This is a genomic window from Actinomadura sp. J1-007 (genome assembly GCF_009793335.1).
Lineage (GTDB): Bacteria > Actinomycetota > Actinomycetes > Streptosporangiales > Streptosporangiaceae > Spirillospora > Spirillospora yumaensis.
Genome location: NZ_WING01000001.1, coordinates 813,565 through 832,038, shown reverse-complemented (window position 1 = coordinate 832,038; position 18,474 = coordinate 813,565). Strand labels below are relative to the sequence as shown.

Here is an 18,474-nt window from a genome sequence, read left to right as displayed (position 1 = left end):
GTCCTCTCACTGGAAGGTCTGAACCGAATCATGCTCGAAGAGCCGAACAACTGGGGACGGTGGGGGGCCGGCGACGAGCGCGGGGCCCTCAACCTGCTCACACCGGAGACCGTCGTCGCGGCGGCCGGGTGCGTGCGCGAGGGGCGGGCCCTCAGCCTGTCGCTGCCGATCAGGGGCGCCACGTCCTCGCCCGCGCCGACGACCGTCCCGCACCTGCGGGGCCGGCCGCTGCCGCAGCACTTCATGTCGGTGGACGGCGGGGACTACGCGGCCGGGACGCGCCCCATCGGCGCGGGCCTGAAGATGGCCGACGACGCCCTCGTCGTCACGCCGCACGGGACGACGACGCACATGGACGCGCTCTGCCACATGTGGTCGGGCGACGAGCTCTACAACGGGCACCCGGCCGGGCGCGTCCGCTCGTACGGGGCGGGGCGCTGCGGGATCGACAAGGCGGGCCCGGTCGTGGCGCGCGGCGTCCTGTTCGACGTGCCGAGGCTGCGCGGCGTCGAGCGGCTGGACGCGGCGGACCGGGTCGGCGTGGACGACCTGGAGGCCGCCGGCGTCGAGGTCCGTCCGGGCGACGTCGCGGTGGTCCGCACCGGCTGGCCCCTGGCCTGGCGGGACGGCGGCCCGGAGGCGTACTGGGCGGGCCAGCCGGGCCTGTCGGCGGACGCGGGCCGGTGGCTGGCCGGACGGGACGTGTCGGTCGTGGCGAGCGACAACGCGGCGATCGGCGGGCTGAACGAGCATCAGCTCGCCGACGAGGGGCTGGACGACGACCTGCACATGATCTTCCTCTGGCGGCACGGGATCCACCTGGCCGAGATGCTGTGGCTGGAGGAGCTGTCCGAGACGGGCCGCACCGACTTCCTGTTCGTGGCCGCCCCGCTCAGGATCGAGGGCGGCACCGCCAGCCCGATCAACCCGCTGGCCGTCCTCTGACGCAGGCCCGGCGCGTACGACGCGTACCGCGCGCATGACGCGCACGGCGCGCACCGGCGTGCGGCGGGCCGCGGCCCGCCGCACGCCCGAGCGGGGCTCAGGCCCCCGGATAGGCGCCGCCGCCGTGGGCCGCGTCCAGGGCGTCGTAGTCGGGGGTGTAGCCCTTCTTCGGGATGGCGTCGGCGAACACGACCTCGCGCGGCTTCTTGTACGAGGCGATCTCGCCGCGGACGTGCTCGATGATCTCCTCGGCGGTGGCCGAGGCGCCGTCCGCGAGGACGACCACCGCCTTCGGCGACTGGCCGAACCGCTCGTCCGGGACGCCGATCACCGCCGCGTCCGCGACCGCCGGGTGCGCCTTGAGGGCGCGCTCGACCTCGGCCGGGTAGATGTTCTCGTTCGCCGACTTGATCATGCGCAGCCTGGGGCCGATGAACGTCAGCGTGCCGTCCGGCTCGCGGCGGCCGAGGTCGCCGGTGTGGTGCCAGCCGCCCGCCGCCTTCGCCGCGTTCAGCGCGGGGCGGTTCCAGTAGCCGGAGAACAGGCTGTGGCCGCGCGCGCAGATCTCGCCGACCTCGCCCGCCGGGACCTCCGCGCCGGACGGGTCCAGCAGCCGGACGTGCACCAGCGGCGACGGCCGCCCGGCGAGGCCCGCGCCGCCCATCCCGAGGCCGAGGAAGGTGAGCATCCCGCCCGCCTCGGTCTGGCCGTACCCGCCCATCCCGGACGCGCACCACGGGCTGGAGTCCACCGTGATCATCTCGTCCCACTCGGGGGAGTGCGAGACGAACCGCAGCGACGACAGGTCGTACCGGCGGTCCTTGTTGGCCTCCACCAGGCCGTCGATCATCGGGCCGAACAGGAACGCCTGCGTGCACCGCTCCGCGTCGATCAGGCGGCACACCTCGGTCGGCTCGTACGCGGGGGTGAAGACCAGCTTGCCGCCGATCTGGAACGTCGCGAGCGTGAACATCATCGTCCCGACGTGGAACAGCGGCCCGCACGCGAGGAACGCGAACCCGTCCTCCATCTGCCGGACGTGCAGCAGCGCCATGCTGTGCGCGACCAGCGCGGAGTGGCTCAGCAGCGCCGCGTTCGGCCGCCCGTCGAACGCCGCGGTGTAGAGGGCGAGGACCGGCGCGTCGTCCGGCACGTCCGGCTCGGCCGCGAGCGGGACGCCCGCCGCGGCGTACGCCTCGTACTCCTCGCCGGAGCGGACCCAGCGCGCGTCCAGCGACACCTGGCTCCGCGCCTTCTCGACCGCCTCGGATTCCTCCCACACCACGAGCCGGGGCGTCAGGTCGTCCAGGACGTGGGCCAGCTCGTCGGCGCTCTGCCGCCAGTTCGCCGGGCACAGCACCGCGCCGAGCGAGCCGCAGGCGAGCAGCAGCTCCAGCACGCGGAACGAGTTCTGGCCGAGCCACAGCACGCGGTCGCCGGCTCCGACGCCGTCCGCCGCGAGGGCCCCGGCCAGGCGGTCCACGCGGTCGCCGAGCTCGGGATAGCTCAGCCGTACGTCGCCGTCCACGACGGCGGTGCCGAGCGGCCGGCCGCGCCGGTGCTCGCTGAGGACGTCCCCGAGAGTGAGCCGGTGTACGGACATCGCGCCTCCATGCGCCTGCGGGGGGGGTGGGGTCTCGCTTAACGGAACGCGGGCATGACCTCGGCCGCGAAGAACTTCAGGACCTTGCGCATCTCCTCCAGCGGGAGCGGGCGCGTCGAGCCGAAGTCGCACATCAGGTTGGAGTAGCCCATCTCCTGGATCGACTTGATCTGCCCGATGACGCGCTCGGGGTCGCCGATCACCTCGAGCTGGTTCCAGCGGAACTCGTTGTCGACCGAGCCGCCCTTGAGGTAGCGGTCCTGGTAGAACTCGAAGCCCTTGGCGGCCTGGCCGGTGCTCGGGTCGATCGGCGCGCTCTGCACGTTGAAGATGCGCGAGCGGTCGAAGCCCTCCTCGAACCGCGCCTGGTCCGCGCGGGCCTGCTCGACGGTCGGCGCGACGTACACCGAACGGCTCGCGACCAGCTCCGCGCCGGAGGTGTCGACGCCGTTCGCGGCGGCGGTCGCGTGCCACGTCTCGGCCGCCTTGGCGATCTTCTTGAACGGGGCGGCGGGGTCGGCGAGGATCGGCAGCCCGCGCGCGGCGTACAGCTCGACGGTCTCGGGGCTGACGGCGGCGACGTGCAGCGGCGGGTGCGGGCGCTGGACCGGCTTCGGCATCAGCGTCAGCGGGTGGTTGGTCTCGTAGAACCGGCCCTTGTACTCGAAGCCGTCCTGCGTCCACAGGCCGATCAGCATGTCGAGGCACTCGTTGAACCGGTCCCGCGCCTCGGACAGGTCGAGGCCGAAGTTCTCGAACTCGACGCTCTGGTAGCCGCGGCCGATCCCGACCTCCAGCCGGCCGCCCGACAGCAGGTCGACCATCGCGGCCTCCTCGGCCACGTGGACGGGGTTGTGCAGCGGGAGGACGACGATGCCGGTGCCGAGGCGCAGCCGCTCGGTGCGGGCGGCGAGGTTCGACAGCAGGTTGAAGATGTTGGGGACGACCCCGTAGTCCCGGAAATGGTGCTCGGCGACCCACACCCCATCGAAGCCGAGCTCCTCCAGGAGCTCGACGATCTCGATCTGGTAGTCGTACACCTCCCGCGCGGTCTGCCCCGCGAACTGGTGGAAGAGGTGGAAGGTCGAGAACTTCATCGGGCGGTCAGCCACGTGTACGGCTCCTTCTTCACCGGGCCCGGCGGGCGCACGCCGTGCCCTCGCCGTGTCATAACGCCTACCCATCATTACGTACCAAGCGCTCGCTTGGGAAGCCTAACAGGTCGCCGCCGCGCGGTCACATGGACGGCGCGAAAAGCCGTATTCCACGCTGAACGCCCCGGACCGCCTGGTCCGGGGCGTTCAGGGGGAAAGGGCGTCAGTGGTGCTCGAACTGGCCCGCCGGGTGCGCGATGGCGTCCTCGGCGCGCGCGGCCGGGCGGGTCCGCCCGAACTCCAGCGTGAGCAGCGCCGCCGCCAGCCACGCGATGTCGAACCACGAGCGGAACACCACGCTGCGCGGCCGGTAGGCGGGCCGGAACTTCTTGTCGAACAGGTACAGCGACTCCACCGCGATCAGCGGGTCGAGCAGGTGCAGCGCCTTGTAGCCCACCTTCTCCACGGCCTTGCGGTCCTCGGAGTCGAGCAGCTCGCGGAACGCCGCGAAGTTGAGCGAGACGACCCCCGCGCCCTGCTTCGCCGCGTACTCGATCATCTCGACGATCAGCCGCTCGTTCACGCCGTTCGGGCCGCCGGGCGCCCGGCGCATCGCGTCCAGGCTGATCCCCTCGCCGGCCGTCGCGTACCGCTGGAACGCGATCGGCTCGTCGTTCTCGCCGTAGGCGATCGCGACGAGCGCGCCGTCGTGGTAGCCGGTGAGCAGCTCGTCGAGGTTCATGGAGAAGCCACGCTCGGCGGCGCCCCGAGCGAGCGGGACGCCACGTCCAGCAGCCGTTTGCGCAGCTCGGGCGGCAGGTCCCGCTCGGCGACGATCTCGCTCGTGACGCCCGCGTTGCGGGTCCGCTTGACCGCCTGCCGGACGTTGCGCATCTGCCGGCCGGAGAGGCTGAACTCCTCGGGCCGCACGTACACCTCGTCGCCGAAGCCGAACGACCGCAGCCGGCCCCACGCGGGCAGCACGTCGGCGCTCGCGCCGAGCACGGCGGGCCGCCAGCCCGTCCGGTGGCACATCTCGATGAACGCGTCGACCGCCCGGCCGTACGAGCGCGGGTCGCCGACCGGGTCGCCGCCCGCGACCGCGACGCCGAACAGCACGCGGTAGCCGATCGCGGCGGCCCCGTCCGGGCTGAACACGTAGCTCTTGTCGCGGCGCAGCGCGAACGGCGCGAGGGTGTCGGAGCCCGGGTGCCGGACGAGCCCGGCGACGCGGCGCCGGTCGATCTCGTCGCCGGGCGGCGGCGCCGGGTCGGGGGCCAGCAGGGTGACCACCAGCACCAGCAGCCCGACCCCGCCGACCAGGCCGAGCACGCCCGGAAGCCAGGACGCTCCGTCGGTCGGCGCGCCGGTCGCGCCGAGGCCGCCCGCGACGGCCGGGCCGACCGAGCGGATCGAGACGCCGCCGACCAGCACCGAGCCGACGACGGCCGCGACGACCAGGCCCGCGCCGGTCCGCACGGCCGTGCGGATCCGCTCGTGGTGCGGCCGGACCGTGAACGCGTCGCGGCTCAGCCACACCGCCGCGAGGGCGACGACCAGCAGCGGCAGCCGCCACAGCGCGTCGTCGCCGGTCAGCACGGCGGCCAGGCCCATCACGATCAGGACGAGCAGCCCGTACCAGGCGGCCCGGCGGCGCAGCAGCACGCCGCGCGCGACCAGGCCGAGCGCCAGCGCCAGCACCACCGCGTGGGCCGGGGCCAGCGGGCGCCCGGTGACGAGCAGGGACAGCCGGTCCAGCCAGTCGGGCGTGGTCACCGCCGGAACGGCGAGGAGCGCCGCGACGGCCGCCGTGACGAGCGCCAGTGGCCACACCGGCGGCAACGCCCTCATCCCGGCCGGTTTCGCTGCAAGCACGTGTTCACCTCCGCCAAGACCACAACCATGATCCTTTGGAACTCATTCCCGGGATCGAACGTTATTTGTGGCCTTTTGAGGTCATAGCCCCTTCAGATTAGGGGCGCACGGTAAGTACGACGCAGATCGTCGGTACGCCAACGGTCGATCGCGATGGCCGGACGCGGCCATCCCCGCGGCCCCCTTGACTACGCTCGGAGCCGATGAAGACGCTGCTGATCGTCCACCACACGCCCTCCCCGTCGCTGCGCGCCATGTACGAGGCCGTACGGGCGGGAGCCGCGACCGACGAGATCGAGGGGGTGGAGGTCGTCTCCCGCCCCGCCCTCACCGCGTCGGCCCCGGACGTCCTGGAGGCCGACGGCTACCTGCTCGGCACGCCCGTCAACCTCGGCTACCTGTCCGGCGCCCTCAAGCACTTCTTCGACCAGATCTACTACCCGTCCCTGGACGAGACATCCCGGCGGCCGTACGGCGCGTACCTCCACGGCAACAGCGACGCCGCCGGCGCCCTGCGCGCCCTCGACTCGATCACCACCGGCCTGCGGTGGCGCGCGGTGCGCCCGCCGCTGGTCGTCAACGGCGACCCGGCCAAGGCCGACCTGGAGGCGTGCTGGGAACTCGGCGCCACGGTCGCCGCCGAACTAGCCCCCTCTGACCCACCCCGACCCGCACCCTCCCGCCCTCCCGCGCCCTTCGGCGCTCCGGCGCTCCCGTGCTCCGGCGCTCCCGTGCCTCTCCGGCGCGCCGGGCTGAAGCGCCCCGCTCTGACGCACGCCTCAGCACCCGCCCTTCGGCGCGCCGTTGCGGGCGGGGGTGCGGCGGGCGGGGCGGACGCTACGGTGATCTCATGAGCGGTTTCCGTCATGTGGTGATGTTCGTGTGGGCCGAGGGGACGACGACCGGCCAGCAGGAGGAGGTCGCGGCCCGGCTGGGCGAGCTGCCCGGCGTGATCCCGCAGATCCGGTCGTACAGCCTCGGGGCCGACGCGGGCATCGGCGCGGACAACCACGACTTCGTGGTGGTGGGCGACTTCGCGTCCGAGGAGGACTTCCTCGTCTACCGGGACCATCCCGCCCACCGCGCCGTGATCGACGAGTACATCACCCCGATCCTCGCGGGGCGCGCCGCCGTCCAGTACGAGCTGTAGCGCCGGGACCACCCAGCGGCAGACCCGGCGCCCCGTTCGCGAATGAACCGAGCAAGCGCTTGTGTCAAGAGGGTGTCAGGCGTTAGTTTCGGCTGCGACGGCGGCGCGGCCGGAACGCCGTCACCGCGGGCCCGGCCCGCCCAGGGACGCCGGCCGCCGGGGATGGATCGCGCCCCATCCCCGGCGGCAGGCACCCCCGTGCCGGCCGGCGGACGGCGGGACACGCGGAGGGCGGCACGTGAGCGGCAGGCAGGGGTTCTCGGGCAGGGCCGCGATCGCCGGGGTCGGGATGACCGCGCTGTCGCGCGAGTCCGGCCGGACGGAGCTGGAGCTGGCCGCCGAGGCGTCGCGCGCGGCCCTCGCCGACGCCGGGATCGAACGGCCCGACGCCGTCCTCAGCTACCACCTCAACGACTCGGCGCCCGTCCTCTACCTCGCGCGCGAGCTGCGGCTGCCCGAGGTCGGCTGGCACAACGAGATCTACGGCGGCGGCACGCAGAGCGCCTCGATCCTCGCCGACGCGGCGATGCTCGTGGACGCCGGCCTCGCCGAGAACGTGCTCGTCTACCGGGCCCTCAACGGCCGGTCCGGCAAGCGGATGAACGCGCTCGGCCTCAAGCTGGGGGAGGGCACCGAGGAGCAGTTCACCCACCCGTACGGGATGGCGGGGCCGGTCCACCAGTTCGCGCTCGCCGGGCAGCGCTACCTGCACGAGGCCGGGCTCGGCGAGGTGCACACCCACGCGGTCGTCGCGCAGTCCAGGGCGCACGCGACCCGCAACCCGCGCGCGCTCCGCCGCGAGCGCCTCGACCTGCCCACCTACCGCGACAGCCCCATGGTGGCCTCGCCGCTCCGCCGCCTGGACTGCTGCCAGGAGACCGACGGCGCCTGCGCCCTCGTCGTCACGCGCGCCGACCGGGCCCCGAGCGCGCCGCGCGTCCACGCGGTCGTCCGCGGCGGCGGCCCCGGCGCGTCCACCATGGACAAGGCCCCGGACATCACGCGGATCTTCTCGTCGTACGTCGCCGGGCCCCTGTTCGAGGCGGCCGGGATGAAGCCCGCCGACATCGACGTCTCGCTGCTGTACGACGCGTACTCCTGGCTCGTCCCCCGGCAGCTCGAAGACTTCGGGCTCGTGCCGAGGGCGGACCTCGGCGTCGTCCTGCACGCGCAGGACATCGCGTGGAACGGGCGGTTCCCCGTCAACCCGCACGGCGGGCTGCTGTCCGAGGGCTACGTGCACGGGCTCAACAACGTCGCCGAGGCCGTACGGCAGCTCCGCGGCACCGGGACCAACCAGGTGCGCGGCGCGGGCGTCGCCCTCTGCACGGGCTTCGGCGGCAGCTACGGGAGCGCCGCGATCCTCACCGCCCCCTGAGCCCCCGGCGTCACCGCCGCCGTCCGTCCCGGGTGCTCGCGCGCCAGGGGACCGTTCGACGCGTTCCGCTGGGGAGGGCGGGCGTCGTACGGTTGCGACGTGCCGTTCCCCATCAGCGGCGTCGCCCGACGGGCCCGGCGGACGCCGGTGTGGCTCGCGGACGCCGCGATCGCCGCCGTGGTCGCGGTCGTGCTGGCCATCATGATCCACGAGGCGACCGAGCCGCACTCCCGGCCGCCCGACGCGCAGGCGTACGCCCTCGCCGTCCTGATGGCGCTGCCGCTGCTGGTCCAGCGGCGCCGGCCGGTCGCGGCGATGCTGCTCGCGAGCCTCGGCCTGTTCGTCTACTACACCGCGGGCTACCCGGGGATCTCGCCGACGACCGTGCTCGCCGTGCCGTCCTACACCGCGGTCGTCGCCGGGCACCTGCGCTGGGCGACGGGGATCTACACGATGTTCTTCACGCTCGGCTACGCGATCGTGGTGGCCACCGAGCAGACCCCGGCGCTGATGGCGCTCGCGGAGTTCCTGACGCACCTGTCCCTCGCCGTCGCCGTGGTCCTGCTCGCCGAGGTCGTGCGCAGCCGCCGCGCGCTCGCGGCCGAGACCCGCGAGCGGCTCAGGCTCGCCGAGGACGAGCACGAGCGCGAGGCCGCCCGGCGGGTCGCCGAGGACCGGGTCCGCATCGCGCGGGAGCTGCACGACACCGTCGCGCACAGCATGGCGACGATCACCGTCCAGGCGGGCAGCGCGCTGCACCGGCTCGGCGACCGCGAGGACGAGGTGCGGCCCGCGCTCGCCGCGATCCGGACGACGAGTAAGGAGGCGCTGCGGCAGATGCGCTCGACGCTCGGCGTGCTGCGCTCGTCCGCCGAGGACGGCCCCGGCGGCCCGCACGGCCCGGACGGGCCCGACGGACCGGACGGCCTCGGCGGAGACCGGCTCGGGCTGGGCCGGCTCCCGGCGCTGCTGGACGCCGTCCGGGCGGCGGGCGTCCCGGTCGAGCTGGACGTGGCCGGGGAGGCCGCGCCGCTCGCCCCGCCGGTCGACCACGCCGCGTACCGGATCGTCCAGGAGTCGCTGACGAACGTGCTGCGCCACGCGGGCTCCGGCGTCAGCGCGCGGGTCAGCCTGGCCTACGGCGACGGCGCGGTCGAGCTGAAGATCACCGACGACGGGCGGCGCTCCGGGGACGCGGGCACCGCCGCCTCCTGGAACGGCGCGGCGCGGCCGGGCGGCGGACACGGCCTGAACGGGATGCGGGAGCGCGCCAGGGCGGTGGGCGGCTCGTTCACCGCGGGCCCCGGGAACGGCGGCTTCGTCGTCGAGGCCCGCCTCCCCTGCGGCGACCCCGCTCCGGCCCGGACCGCCGGTGCCGGAGCCACCGGGGCCGCGGGCGCCGAGGGGGCCGGGCCGTGATCCGCGTGGTGCTGGCCGACGACCAGTCCCTGGTGCGGGCGGGGTTCGCGCTGCTGCTGGACTCGGCGGACGGCATCGAGGTCGTGGGCGAGGCGAGCAACGGCGGCACGGCCGTCGCGATTGCCAGGGAGCTGCGGCCCGACGTCGTCCTGATGGACCTGCGGATGCCCGACGTGGACGGGCTCACCGCCACCCGCCTGATCGCCGCCGACCCCGCGCTCGGCGCGGTCCGGGTCGTCGTGCTGACCACCTACGCCGAGGACGAGAACGTGTTCCGGGCGCTGCGCGCGGGCGCGGCGGGGTTCCTGGTGAAGGACATCGACCCCGCCGAGCTGCTGCGGGCCGTCCGGGTCGTCTCGGGCGGCGAGTCGCTGCTCTCCCCGGCGGTGACCCGCGCCGTGATCGAGGGGTACGTGGCGCGCCGCGCCGGCCCGGCGCCCGCCATCCCGGAGCTGGCCGCGCTGACCGTGCGCGAGCGCGAGGTGGTCGGCCTGGTCGGGCGGGGCCTGTCGAACGAGGAGATCGCCGCCGAGCTGGCGGTCAGCCCGCTGACGGCCAAGACGCACGTCAGCCACGCCATGGGCAAGCTCGGGGCGCGCGACCGCGCCCAGCTCGTCGTGGTCGCCTACGAGTCCGGCCTGGTCACCCCGGGACCGCTCGGCCATGATCGCGTCGCGGAGGCCCTGCGGTGTCGGGGCCTCCAGCAGGCGCGGGCCGTCCCTCCCGGGGACGAGCGCCCACCAGGACTTCGTGGATTCGCCGTACCAGGCCCGGACGCCGGGGAACTGCTCCTGGAGCCCTCTGGCCGTCGCCGCGCGGATGGCCGCGGGCGTGGGCTCGTCATGCTCGGCGCCCCCGTGAGCCGTCATGGCGCCCTCCCCCGTAGTTCTCTTCGGTAACAGCGTCCCCACCACCCAAAGCGTCACCCCAGTCCGTCAATTTGTGACTAACGACACTATGAACGATTGGGGACGTCTGTAGTGCTTTGTCGGCACATGAGCGTTCAGTGGGCCCGGCGTTACCGCGCTGGACGTACTCCGGAGGGAGTAGGCGGCCGGGCAAGTGCCCCCGGCGGCCGGTCGCGGCGGCGGCGCGGGCCCGGAAGCCTCGTGGGAAGCCCCCTCCCGCCCGTGCGGAGGGGCCCGACCCGGAGGTGACGTCCCATGACGCTGGCCAGGCTCGCCCGCTTCTGCCATCGGAGGCGATGGCTCACCGTGGCCGCCTGGATCGCCGGGACGGCCGCCGCCCTCGTGGTCGGGTTCGGCTTCGCCGCCGACCCGCTGAACGACTTCGCCGGCGGCGACTCCGAGTCGGCCAAGGCCCAGGAGCTCCTGGACGACCACTTCCCCGAGGCCAGCGGCGACAGCATCACCCTCGCGATCCGCGCGGACGGCGGCGTCCGCGCGCCGCAGGCGCAGGCCCGCGTGCGCGAGGCGACCGAGCGGATGCGCCGGACGCCGCACGTGACGTCGGTGACCTCCCGTACACGACGCCCGGCCAGATCTCCGCGGACGGCCGCGTCGCGTTCGCCACCGCCAACCTCGACGTCGCGTCCGGCGACATGCCGAAGGGCGAGGTCACCAAGCTCATCGACGACGTGCGGACCGCGTCGGGGCCGGTCCGGCTGGAGCTAGGCGGCGCGGTCGTGGACACCGCCGAGACGCCGGGCGGCGGCGGCTCGGAGGGCGTCGGGCTGCTCGCGGCCATCGTGATCCTGCTCGTCGCGTTCGGGTCGGTGCTGGCGATGGGGCTGCCGATCGTGACCGCGCTGTTCGGGATCGGGACGGGGCTCGCGCTGATCTCCCTGCTCGGCCACCTGCTGCCCGCCCCGTCGTTCAGCCCGATCGTCGCGGCGCTCATCGGGCTCGGCGTCGGCATCGACTACGCGCTGTTCATCGTGACCCGCTACCGCGAGGCGCTCGCGTCCGGCGAGGACCCCGAGGACGCCACCGTGACCGCGGCGGCCACCGCGGGCCGGGCCGTGCTGTTCGCCGGGACGACCGTGGTCATCGCGCTGATGGGCCTGTTCGTCATGCAGCAGAGGCTGCTGAACGGCGTCGCCGTCGCGGCCGGGGCGACCGTCCTGATGACCATGCTCGCCGCCGTGACGCTGCTGCCCGCGCTGCTCGGGTTCACGGGGCGGGCGATCGACCGGTTCAAGGTGCCGGGCCTCGGCCGCACGGGCCGTCCGATGGCCGAACGGTGGGCGCGCGGCGTCCAGCGGCACCCGGTCGCCGCCGGGCTCGCCGCCGCCGCGCTGCTGCTCGTGCTCGCCGTGCCCGCCCTGTCGATGCGGCTCAGCCTGCCCGACTCCAGCACCCAGCCCCACGACACCACCGGGTACGCGGCGAGCCGCATCCTGGCCGACGGCTTCGGTCCGGGCACCGCGGCGCCGCTGGTCCTCGTCGCCGAGCTGCCGGGCGGCGGGCCGCCGCGCGCCGCCGGGCCGGGCGCGCCGAGCCCGCTCGGGCCGCTGGAGCGGGCCGTCCGCGGGACGCCGGGCGTGGCGGGCGTCCAGCCGCCGATGACGAGCCGGGACGGCAGGGCCGCGCTGTTCATCGCGTACCCGAAGAGCGGCGCGCAGGACGAGGCGACGCCCCGGCTCGTGCACGAGATCCGCGACGAGGTGGTGCCTCGCGCGACCGCCGGGACGGGCCTGCGGGTGCACGTCGGCGGGCCCAACGCCGGGTCCATCGACTTCGCCGACGACGTCGCCGAGCGGCTGCCGTGGCTCATCGCGGTCGTCGTCGGCCTGTCGCTGCTGCTGCTCGTGGCGCTCGTCCGCTCGCTGACGGTCGCGCTCCAGGCCGCCGTCATGAACCTGCTGTCCATCGCCGCCGCGTACGGGGTGCTGACCGCCGTCGTGCAGTGGGGCTGGGCGGGCCGGGTGCTCGGCTTCCCCGTCGAGATGCCGGTGACCACGTGGGTGCCGCTGATGATGTTCCCGATCCTGTTCGGGCTGTCGATGGACTACGAGGTGTTCCTCGTCTCCCGCATCCGCGAGTTCTACGAGGACGGCGTCGCGACCCGCGAGGCCGTCGCGCGGGGCCTGACCCGCACCGCCCGGGTGATCACGGCCGCCGCCGCGATCATGGTCATGGTGTTCCTGTCGGTGCTGCTCGGCGCGGACGTCCAGGTCAAGCAGATCGGCCTCGGCCTCGGCGTCGCCATCCTCATCGACGCGACCGTGGTGCGGCTGGTGCTCGTCCCCGCGCTGATGGAGCTGTTCGGCGACGCGAACTGGTGGCTGCCCCTGCCCCGCTCGCTGCGGGCCCGCGGGTCCCGGCGGGCCGCCGCCCGCCCGGCGCGCGCGAAGGGCGACTAGAGGCCGATCGCGAGGCCGTCCCGCGCCCGCTCGAAGGCGACCTCGGCGTCGGGGCGGCCGAGGCGCGTGACCCGCACGGCCGGGTCAGTGCGTGTTGATGCCGTCGAACATGACCTTGAGGTAGTGCTCGGCGAGGCCCTGCGCGTTGAGCCGCCCGCCCGGCTTGAACCAGCGGACCGCCACCCACACCGTGTCGCGGATCATCCGGTAGGTGAGCTTCGGGTCGATGTCGGCGCGGAACAGGCCGTCGGCCTGGCCCGCTTTGATCGTGTCGACCCACATCTTCTCGACCTCGTCCTCGGACTTGGTGAGGTAGGCGAACCGGTCCATCCCCTTGAGGTAGTTCCAGTCGTTCTGCATCACCGTGATCGCGGCGCGGTGCGGCTCCAGCGTGCCGAACGCGATGCGGACGAGCCCCGCGATCGTCTCGCGCGGGTCCTTGCCCTCGTCGAGGACGCCCCGGTAGGCCGACATGATCTCCCGGAAGAAGCCCGCCAGGATCTCGTCCACGATCGACTCCTTGGAGTCGAAGTGGTGGTAGAGGCTGCCGGAGAGGATGCCCGCCTGGTCGGCGATGTTGCGCACCGTCGTGGCCTGGAAGCCCTTCTCGGCGAAGAGTTCGGCCGCGAGCCTGACCAGGTGCTCGCGCCGCTCCGAGGCCAGGGCCGGCGAGCCCTTGCCGCGGCGGCGGGCCCCGCCCTCGCCCGCGGCGCGGGTCCTGGGTCGTCCTGAGTTCGCGCTCGTGGTCGTCACCCTCTCATTATGCCGTGCGCGCCCAACCGCTTGTTCAACCTGGCACGTCGCCCCCCAGGTTACGCGTACACCAAGCGCTTGGTCCCGCAGTGCGGGATCAGCGGCAGCGGCGCAGGTCCACCGCCGCCTCCCGGCCGCGGTCGACGAGCACCCGGACGGTCGTGCCGCCGCGGCCGTGCCGCGGCGTGCAGGTGAGCGTCCAGCGCTCGCGGACGAGCCCGGTGACGGGGCGGACGCCGTCCGCGGTGAACGGCGACTTCGGCCGTACGGACGGGTTGACGTCCCACGCGAAGCGCCCGCCGCGCGGCACGACCATCGTGGACGACAGGCGCGTCGGGACGGGCCGGGCCCTGCCGCCGACCGGGGACGTCCACAGGGTGAAGCTCTTGGTGATCTTCAGCGTGGCGCCGGACGGCGCGCGGCCCCGGATCACCGAGTGCGCGTCGCGGGACGCGGCGTTGCGCAGCGCCAGCAGGAACGCGCCGCGCGCCCCCTTCCCGGCGTACGGCCCGGCGCCGTTGTACTCGCCGGGCAGCGACGCGAAGTCCGGGTGGAACGTCTCGCGGCCGAACTCGAAGGTGTAGCCGAGGCCCCGCGTCGCGTAGTACGACCAGTCGTTCGTCTCGCCGGTCGTCTCGTAGTCGTCGCCCGACCTCATGCCCTTGTAGCCGTTCTGCGCCGACATCGCGTCGCTGAGGGCCTTGTAGGCGGCCTCGTCGGGCGTCGTCCCCTCGGCCTTGCTGAAGTAGGGGCGCAGGATCGTCCCGCCGTAGGTGTGGTTGGTGATCAGCGTGGTCACCTGGCGGGACGCGACCAGGTCGCGGACGTTGCGGGACTCGGGCTCGGAGAACGGCCCGGCCCCGCGGTAGTCGCCCGCGGTCCGGTCGTCGCCGGAGCCGGTGCCGCCCCACCCGAACCCGTAGTTGCGGTTGACGTCCACGCCGAGCTCGGCGCTGCCCGGCCTCGTGCACAGCGGCGGCGGCGCGGGCTCGCCGTCCACGACGCGGCAGTTCTTGCGCTTGTCCTCGTTGGCGCGGCTGCGTGAGGCGTCGAACCCGTCCGGGTTGACCACCGGGACGATCACCACCCGGGCGCGGTCGAGCAGCCGGGTGATCTCCCGGTCGCGGCCGTCGCCGCGCAGCAGGTCGTACCCGAACTCCATCGTCATCTCGCCGGACGGCCACTCGCGCGCGTGGTGCAGCCCGACCATGAGGAACACCGGGCGCCCGTCGCGGGCGCCGACCCGGTGGCCGATCTCCATGCCGTGCACGCGGCGGCCCTCGACCGTGCGGTGGGGGAGCGTCAGGCGGCGGACGCGGTCGGGGTGCCGGCGGGCCAGCGCGGACATCTCGGACTCGTAGTCGGCGAGCGTGCGGTACGACGTCCGGCCGGACGGCAGCGTCCCGGCGGCCTTGGGCGCGGCGCCGGGCGTGCGGGCCGTCCAGGAGAGGCCGGCTCCGCGCAGGCGCGCCGCGTCGGCGGGGCCGTGCAGGAGGACGTCGGTCCAGCCGGGGCCGCTCGCCTCGGTGCGGTCGAGGGCGAGCCCGGCGAGCCTCGCGGCGGCGGCCGCGTCCGGGACGCTCACCCGCACGATGCCGCCGGACGCGGAGGGAGGAGTGGGGGACGGGGCGGCGTCGGCGGCGGCGGGCTGGGCGACGGCGGCGAGGGCCAGGACGGCGGCGCCGGCGGCCGTCGGCCACGCGCGGGAACCGGAGAGGGACCGCATGATGCTCCTCGGGTCGGAGGACCGGCGGTTCATACTTCTTCACGAAGATCGTCCAAGCATGGGCGAAAGGTGACAGCGTGCGGGCCGGTGGTACGGGAGGTTTCTCCCTATCCGGGCGGGCCGGACGGACCCCGCGTCCGCGCGTCCGTACGGGGCCCGCCCTGGAGCCCGGAACTGAACAGGGTGTCTAATAGAGCCGGGCGCCCCGTACACCGATCGCCGATCGCCCGGGGGTGACGGATGCCGCGCGTTCGTACCGAGACCGCCCCGGCCCGCGCGCCGCGCCGCTGCCGGATCCTGCTCGACCTCTGGCTCATCGCGAGGCCCGCGCTCTGGCTGGTCTCGCTCGTCCCGTTCTACGTCGGCCACCTGCTGGCCACCCGGTGGCTGGTCGCCGGGCAGGACGCCTGCGTCCCGCCGTCCGGCGCGTGCCCGGCCGCCGCCGCGCCCGTCCTCACCGGCCTCGTCGTCTGGGGGCCGCTGGTCTGGCTCGCGGTCCTCGCCATCAACGACGCGTTCGACCTGCCCGGCGACCTGCGCAACCCGCGTAAGGACGACGCGCCGCTCGTGGACGGCCGGATCACGGTGCGGGCCGCGCTCGTCGCCGCGCACGCCACCGCCGCCGCCGCGCTCGCCGTCGCGCTGTCGGTGCGGCCCGCGTTCGCCGCGGTGACGCTCGCGTTCCTCGTGCTCGGCTGGCTCTACAGCGTGCCGCCGGTCCGGCTGAAGGACCGGCCCGGGTTCGACGTGGCGGCCAACGCGGTCGCGGTCGGCGGCCTCGCCGTGCTCGCCGGCTGGACGGTCGTCCGCCCGATCGGCGGGTTCCCCTGGATCATGGCGGTGGAGGGCGTGCTCGTCGCGACCGCGCTCTACGTGCCGACGACCGTCACCGACTACCGGGCCGACCTGGCGAGCGGCTACACCACCATCGCGGTACGGCTCGGCCCGCGCGGCGCGTACCGCGTCGGCCTCGCCGCGTGGACGGCGTCATGCGCGGTCGCGGTGGTCCTGGCCGCGACCGGCCACGTCTTCCCCGAGCGGTCCCTGTGGGTCCAGGCCGCCGCCGCGCCCGTCCTCGTCGGCGTCTACCACCGCCTCCTCGGCCGGGCCCGCGAGCCGGGCGAGGTCCTCCACGGGATCATCGTGGTGAGCTGGGCGTTCCTCGTCCCGTACCTCGTGTTCGCCCTGATGTACACCGGCACCGTCTAGGACGTCCGGCGCGGCCGTGGTCGTGGGCGTGGGCTCGGGCCGCGGCGGCGGGAGCGGGGCCCCGGCCTCGCCGCCCGCCTCGGCGGCCTCCGCGAGGCGCGCCCGCAGCGTCCGGACGAGCTCGTCGCTCTGCCCCGTGAGCCGTTCGATCGCGGGCAGGGCCAGGTCGTCGCGGACGGTGTCGGCCAGCAGCTCGTCGTACTCGTGCGCCCGTTCGGCGAGCGTCTCCAGGTAGCGCTGCGCGCGCAGCGCCTCGTCGGCGGCGCGCGTGCGGTCGGCGTAGCGTTCGAGGGCGGCGACGCGGCGCGTGACCGCCTCCACGGACGCGTCGAGCTTCGCGCGCAGCGGCCTCAGCGCCGCCTCGACCTCCGGCAGCGCCGCCGGCTCGGCGAACTCCTCCTGCTCGGCGCGCAGCCTCGACTGCCGCGCCAGCACCTGCGCGATCTCCCACTCCTGGCGCGGCAGCGTGACCGCGTTGTCGACCGCGTCGAGCAGCCCCTCCCGGTTGACCTCCGAGTCGCGTACGGCGTCGACCGCGGTCTGGACCCGCACCAGCAGCGCCTTCGCGTCGCCGTCGAGGTCGTCCGGCGTGAGGTAGCGGTCGCGGCGGCGCTGGAGCTCGCGGGCGCGCCGCAGGTCGAGCGAGACCGACGGGGTGCCGAGCGCGACGAGCACGGCCAGCATCGCGAGGCCGAGCAGCCACAGCGACCCGAGCAGCGGCGACCCGGCCAGCCCGACGCCGAGGACGGTCAGCGGCGCCAGCCACACCAGCGGCCTGCGCCGCGCCACGATCGTGTCGAGCTCGGCGCGCAGCGCCGGATCGGCGACCGGCCTCGGCTCCGCGCCCCCGCCGTCCTCCCGCGAACGGGCCGGGGCGATCCGCCGCCAGTACGTCCCGACGTGCGTCTCGAACGCGAAGTCGGTCGGCGCGATCTCGATCTCGGTGGGGCCCGCGGGCAGCGGCCACGACCCGACGGGGTCGCCGCCGCCCGGCCCGGTGAAGCGGACCCACCAGCCGCCCTTGCCGTCGTCGCACCGGTACCGGCCGGGGGCGACGTCGATGCCGACGAAGAACGTTCCGATTCCTGGGATGGAGTTGCTCCAGGCACCACTGGTCACCGGCGACCTCCGACCCGAACTCACCCGCCGTAGTCCCTCGCCCCCTCCGGCGAGGACGTCCCGCGGCCGCCCAACCGCACCAGGAAAGACGTCCGAAGAACGATAAGAGTTGCAATACCCGGTTCCCGCGACGGGAAGCCGCGCGCGGGGCCCTGTATTCCGGGTGGAATACTCCAGGCGTGCGACCTGACTACGACCCGCTCGACGATCCGCCCTGGGCGATGCAGCTGGTGGTGCGCGCGGAGAAGGCCGATCCGCCGGACCACGGCGCGGTGTGCGAGGCCGCCGCGACGGCCGTCGTGAGACTGCTCACCGATCCCCACGCGACCGAGCCCGAGGGCGAGTGGCGCGAGGCCGTCCGCGCGTGGGAGTCGCGGCGCATCCGCAAGGTGACGCGGCGGGCGCGCGGGGTCCGCTGGCCCGAGGCGCTGGCGCTCCCGGGCGTCACCGTCGAGCGGGACGGCGCGCAGGTGCGGGCGTTCCCGCCGGGGCCGGTGTCGGACGTCCCGCCGGAGCTGGCGAAGCTCCAGGTGGCGGGCCTCGACCTCGCCGACGCCGAGGACCCGAAGCCGCCGCCGGACGCGCCGTACGCCGCGATCGCGCTCAACCCCCGCGTGACGATGACGACGGGGAAGGCCGCCGCGCAGTGCGGCCACGCCGCCCAGCTCCTCCTGCGCGAGGGCGGGCGGCGCGACGTGCGCGCCTGGACCGAAGGCGGGCTGCGCGTCCACCTGACCCGCGACGCGCCGTGGGACCGCTGCGTCGAGCGCGCCGCGATCGCCGTGCGGGACGGCGGCTTCACCGAGGTCCCGCCGGGCACCATGACCGCGATCGCCTGGATCGTCCGCTGACCGTCCACCGCTGACCGGGCGGCCGAC

The 18,474-nt window shown here is 74.5% G+C and carries 13 protein-coding genes and 2 pseudogenes; 9 read left to right on the top strand and 6 right to left on the bottom strand.

Annotation, left to right across the window (positions count from 1 at the left end; all coding sequences use genetic code 11):
• Positions 1 to 30: 30 nt before the first annotated feature.
• The gene (locus GEV43_RS03755; protein ID WP_160819490.1) at positions 31 to 945 is read left to right on the top strand and encodes a cyclase family protein; all 915 of its coding nucleotides are present in this window, start codon (positions 31 to 33) and stop codon (positions 943 to 945) included.
• 97 nt (positions 946 to 1,042) lie between these two features.
• On the opposite strand, the gene GEV43_RS03750 is transcribed toward GEV43_RS03755, so the two are convergent.
• From GEV43_RS03750 to GEV43_RS53160, 4 genes are all read right to left on the bottom strand, one after another.
• Positions 1,043 to 2,548 (bottom strand): AMP-binding protein, encoded by a 1,506-nt coding sequence (locus tag GEV43_RS03750; RefSeq protein WP_160819489.1) that lies wholly within the window; start codon positions 2,546 to 2,548, stop codon positions 1,043 to 1,045.
• Between the two features lie 38 nt (positions 2,549 to 2,586).
• The gene (locus GEV43_RS03745; RefSeq protein ID WP_160824280.1) at positions 2,587 to 3,645 is read right to left on the bottom strand and encodes an LLM class flavin-dependent oxidoreductase; all 1,059 of its coding nucleotides are present in this window, start codon (positions 3,643 to 3,645) and stop codon (positions 2,587 to 2,589) included.
• Between the two features lie 220 nt (positions 3,646 to 3,865).
• A complete protein-coding gene (locus GEV43_RS53165; protein WP_160819488.1) occupies positions 3,866 to 4,384 on the bottom strand; it encodes a phosphatidylglycerol lysyltransferase domain-containing protein in 519 nt (172 codons plus the stop codon).
• Positions 4,381 to 5,517: a phosphatidylglycerol lysyltransferase domain-containing protein gene (locus GEV43_RS53160; RefSeq protein WP_160819487.1), complete on the bottom strand. Its 1,137-nt coding sequence runs from the start codon at positions 5,515 to 5,517 to the stop codon at positions 4,381 to 4,383. Before GEV43_RS53160 ends, GEV43_RS53165 begins: the two co-directional genes overlap by 4 nt.
• A gap of 203 nt (positions 5,518 to 5,720) precedes the next feature.
• On the opposite strand from GEV43_RS53160, the pseudogene GEV43_RS03730 reads away from it, so the two are divergent.
• From GEV43_RS03730 to GEV43_RS03705, 6 genes and pseudogenes are all read left to right on the top strand, one after another.
• Positions 5,721 to 6,167: pseudogene (locus tag GEV43_RS03730) on the top strand (flavodoxin family protein); the annotation flags it as partial.
• Positions 6,168 to 6,367: 200 nt separating this feature from the next.
• A complete protein-coding gene (locus tag GEV43_RS03725; protein WP_160819486.1) occupies positions 6,368 to 6,667 on the top strand; it encodes a Dabb family protein in 300 nt (99 codons plus the stop codon).
• 238 nt (positions 6,668 to 6,905) lie between these two features.
• Positions 6,906 to 8,045, top strand: coding sequence for an acetyl-CoA acetyltransferase (locus GEV43_RS03720; RefSeq protein ID WP_309239433.1), 1,140 nt, complete (start codon positions 6,906 to 6,908; stop codon positions 8,043 to 8,045).
• Between the two features lie 99 nt (positions 8,046 to 8,144).
• Positions 8,145 to 9,464, top strand: a complete 1,320-nt coding sequence (locus tag GEV43_RS49340; protein ID WP_160819485.1) for a sensor histidine kinase — start codon at positions 8,145 to 8,147, stop codon at positions 9,462 to 9,464.
• Positions 9,461 to 10,114: pseudogene (locus tag GEV43_RS49335) on the top strand (response regulator); the annotation flags it as partial. The gene GEV43_RS49340 and the pseudogene GEV43_RS49335, both read left to right, overlap by 4 nt.
• Positions 10,115 to 10,668: 554 nt before the next feature.
• Positions 10,669 to 12,789: an MMPL family transporter gene (locus GEV43_RS03705; protein WP_241682769.1), complete on the top strand. Its 2,121-nt coding sequence runs from the start codon at positions 10,669 to 10,671 to the stop codon at positions 12,787 to 12,789.
• Positions 12,790 to 12,873: 84 nt separating this feature from the next.
• Here GEV43_RS03705 and GEV43_RS03700 read toward each other — a convergent pair whose 3' ends face one another.
• Together GEV43_RS03700 and GEV43_RS03695 are read right to left on the bottom strand one after the other, a co-directional pair.
• Positions 12,874 to 13,542: a TetR/AcrR family transcriptional regulator gene (locus tag GEV43_RS03700; protein ID WP_160819483.1), complete on the bottom strand. Its 669-nt coding sequence runs from the start codon at positions 13,540 to 13,542 to the stop codon at positions 12,874 to 12,876.
• Between the two features lie 97 nt (positions 13,543 to 13,639).
• Positions 13,640 to 15,268 carry a zinc carboxypeptidase gene (locus tag GEV43_RS03695; RefSeq protein WP_160819482.1) on the bottom strand — a complete coding sequence of 543 codons (1,629 nt, stop codon included), beginning with the start codon at positions 15,266 to 15,268 and terminating at the stop codon, positions 13,640 to 13,642.
• A 240-nt stretch (positions 15,269 to 15,508) separates the two neighbouring features.
• On the opposite strand from GEV43_RS03695, the gene GEV43_RS03690 reads away from it, so the two are divergent.
• Positions 15,509 to 16,477, top strand: coding sequence for a UbiA family prenyltransferase (locus GEV43_RS03690; protein ID WP_160819481.1), 969 nt, complete (start codon positions 15,509 to 15,511; stop codon positions 16,475 to 16,477).
• Positions 16,478 to 17,775: 1,298 nt separating this feature from the next.
• Positions 17,776 to 18,447: a hypothetical protein gene (locus GEV43_RS03680; protein WP_160819480.1), complete on the top strand. Its 672-nt coding sequence runs from the start codon at positions 17,776 to 17,778 to the stop codon at positions 18,445 to 18,447.
• Positions 18,448 to 18,474: the final 27 nt, after the last annotated feature.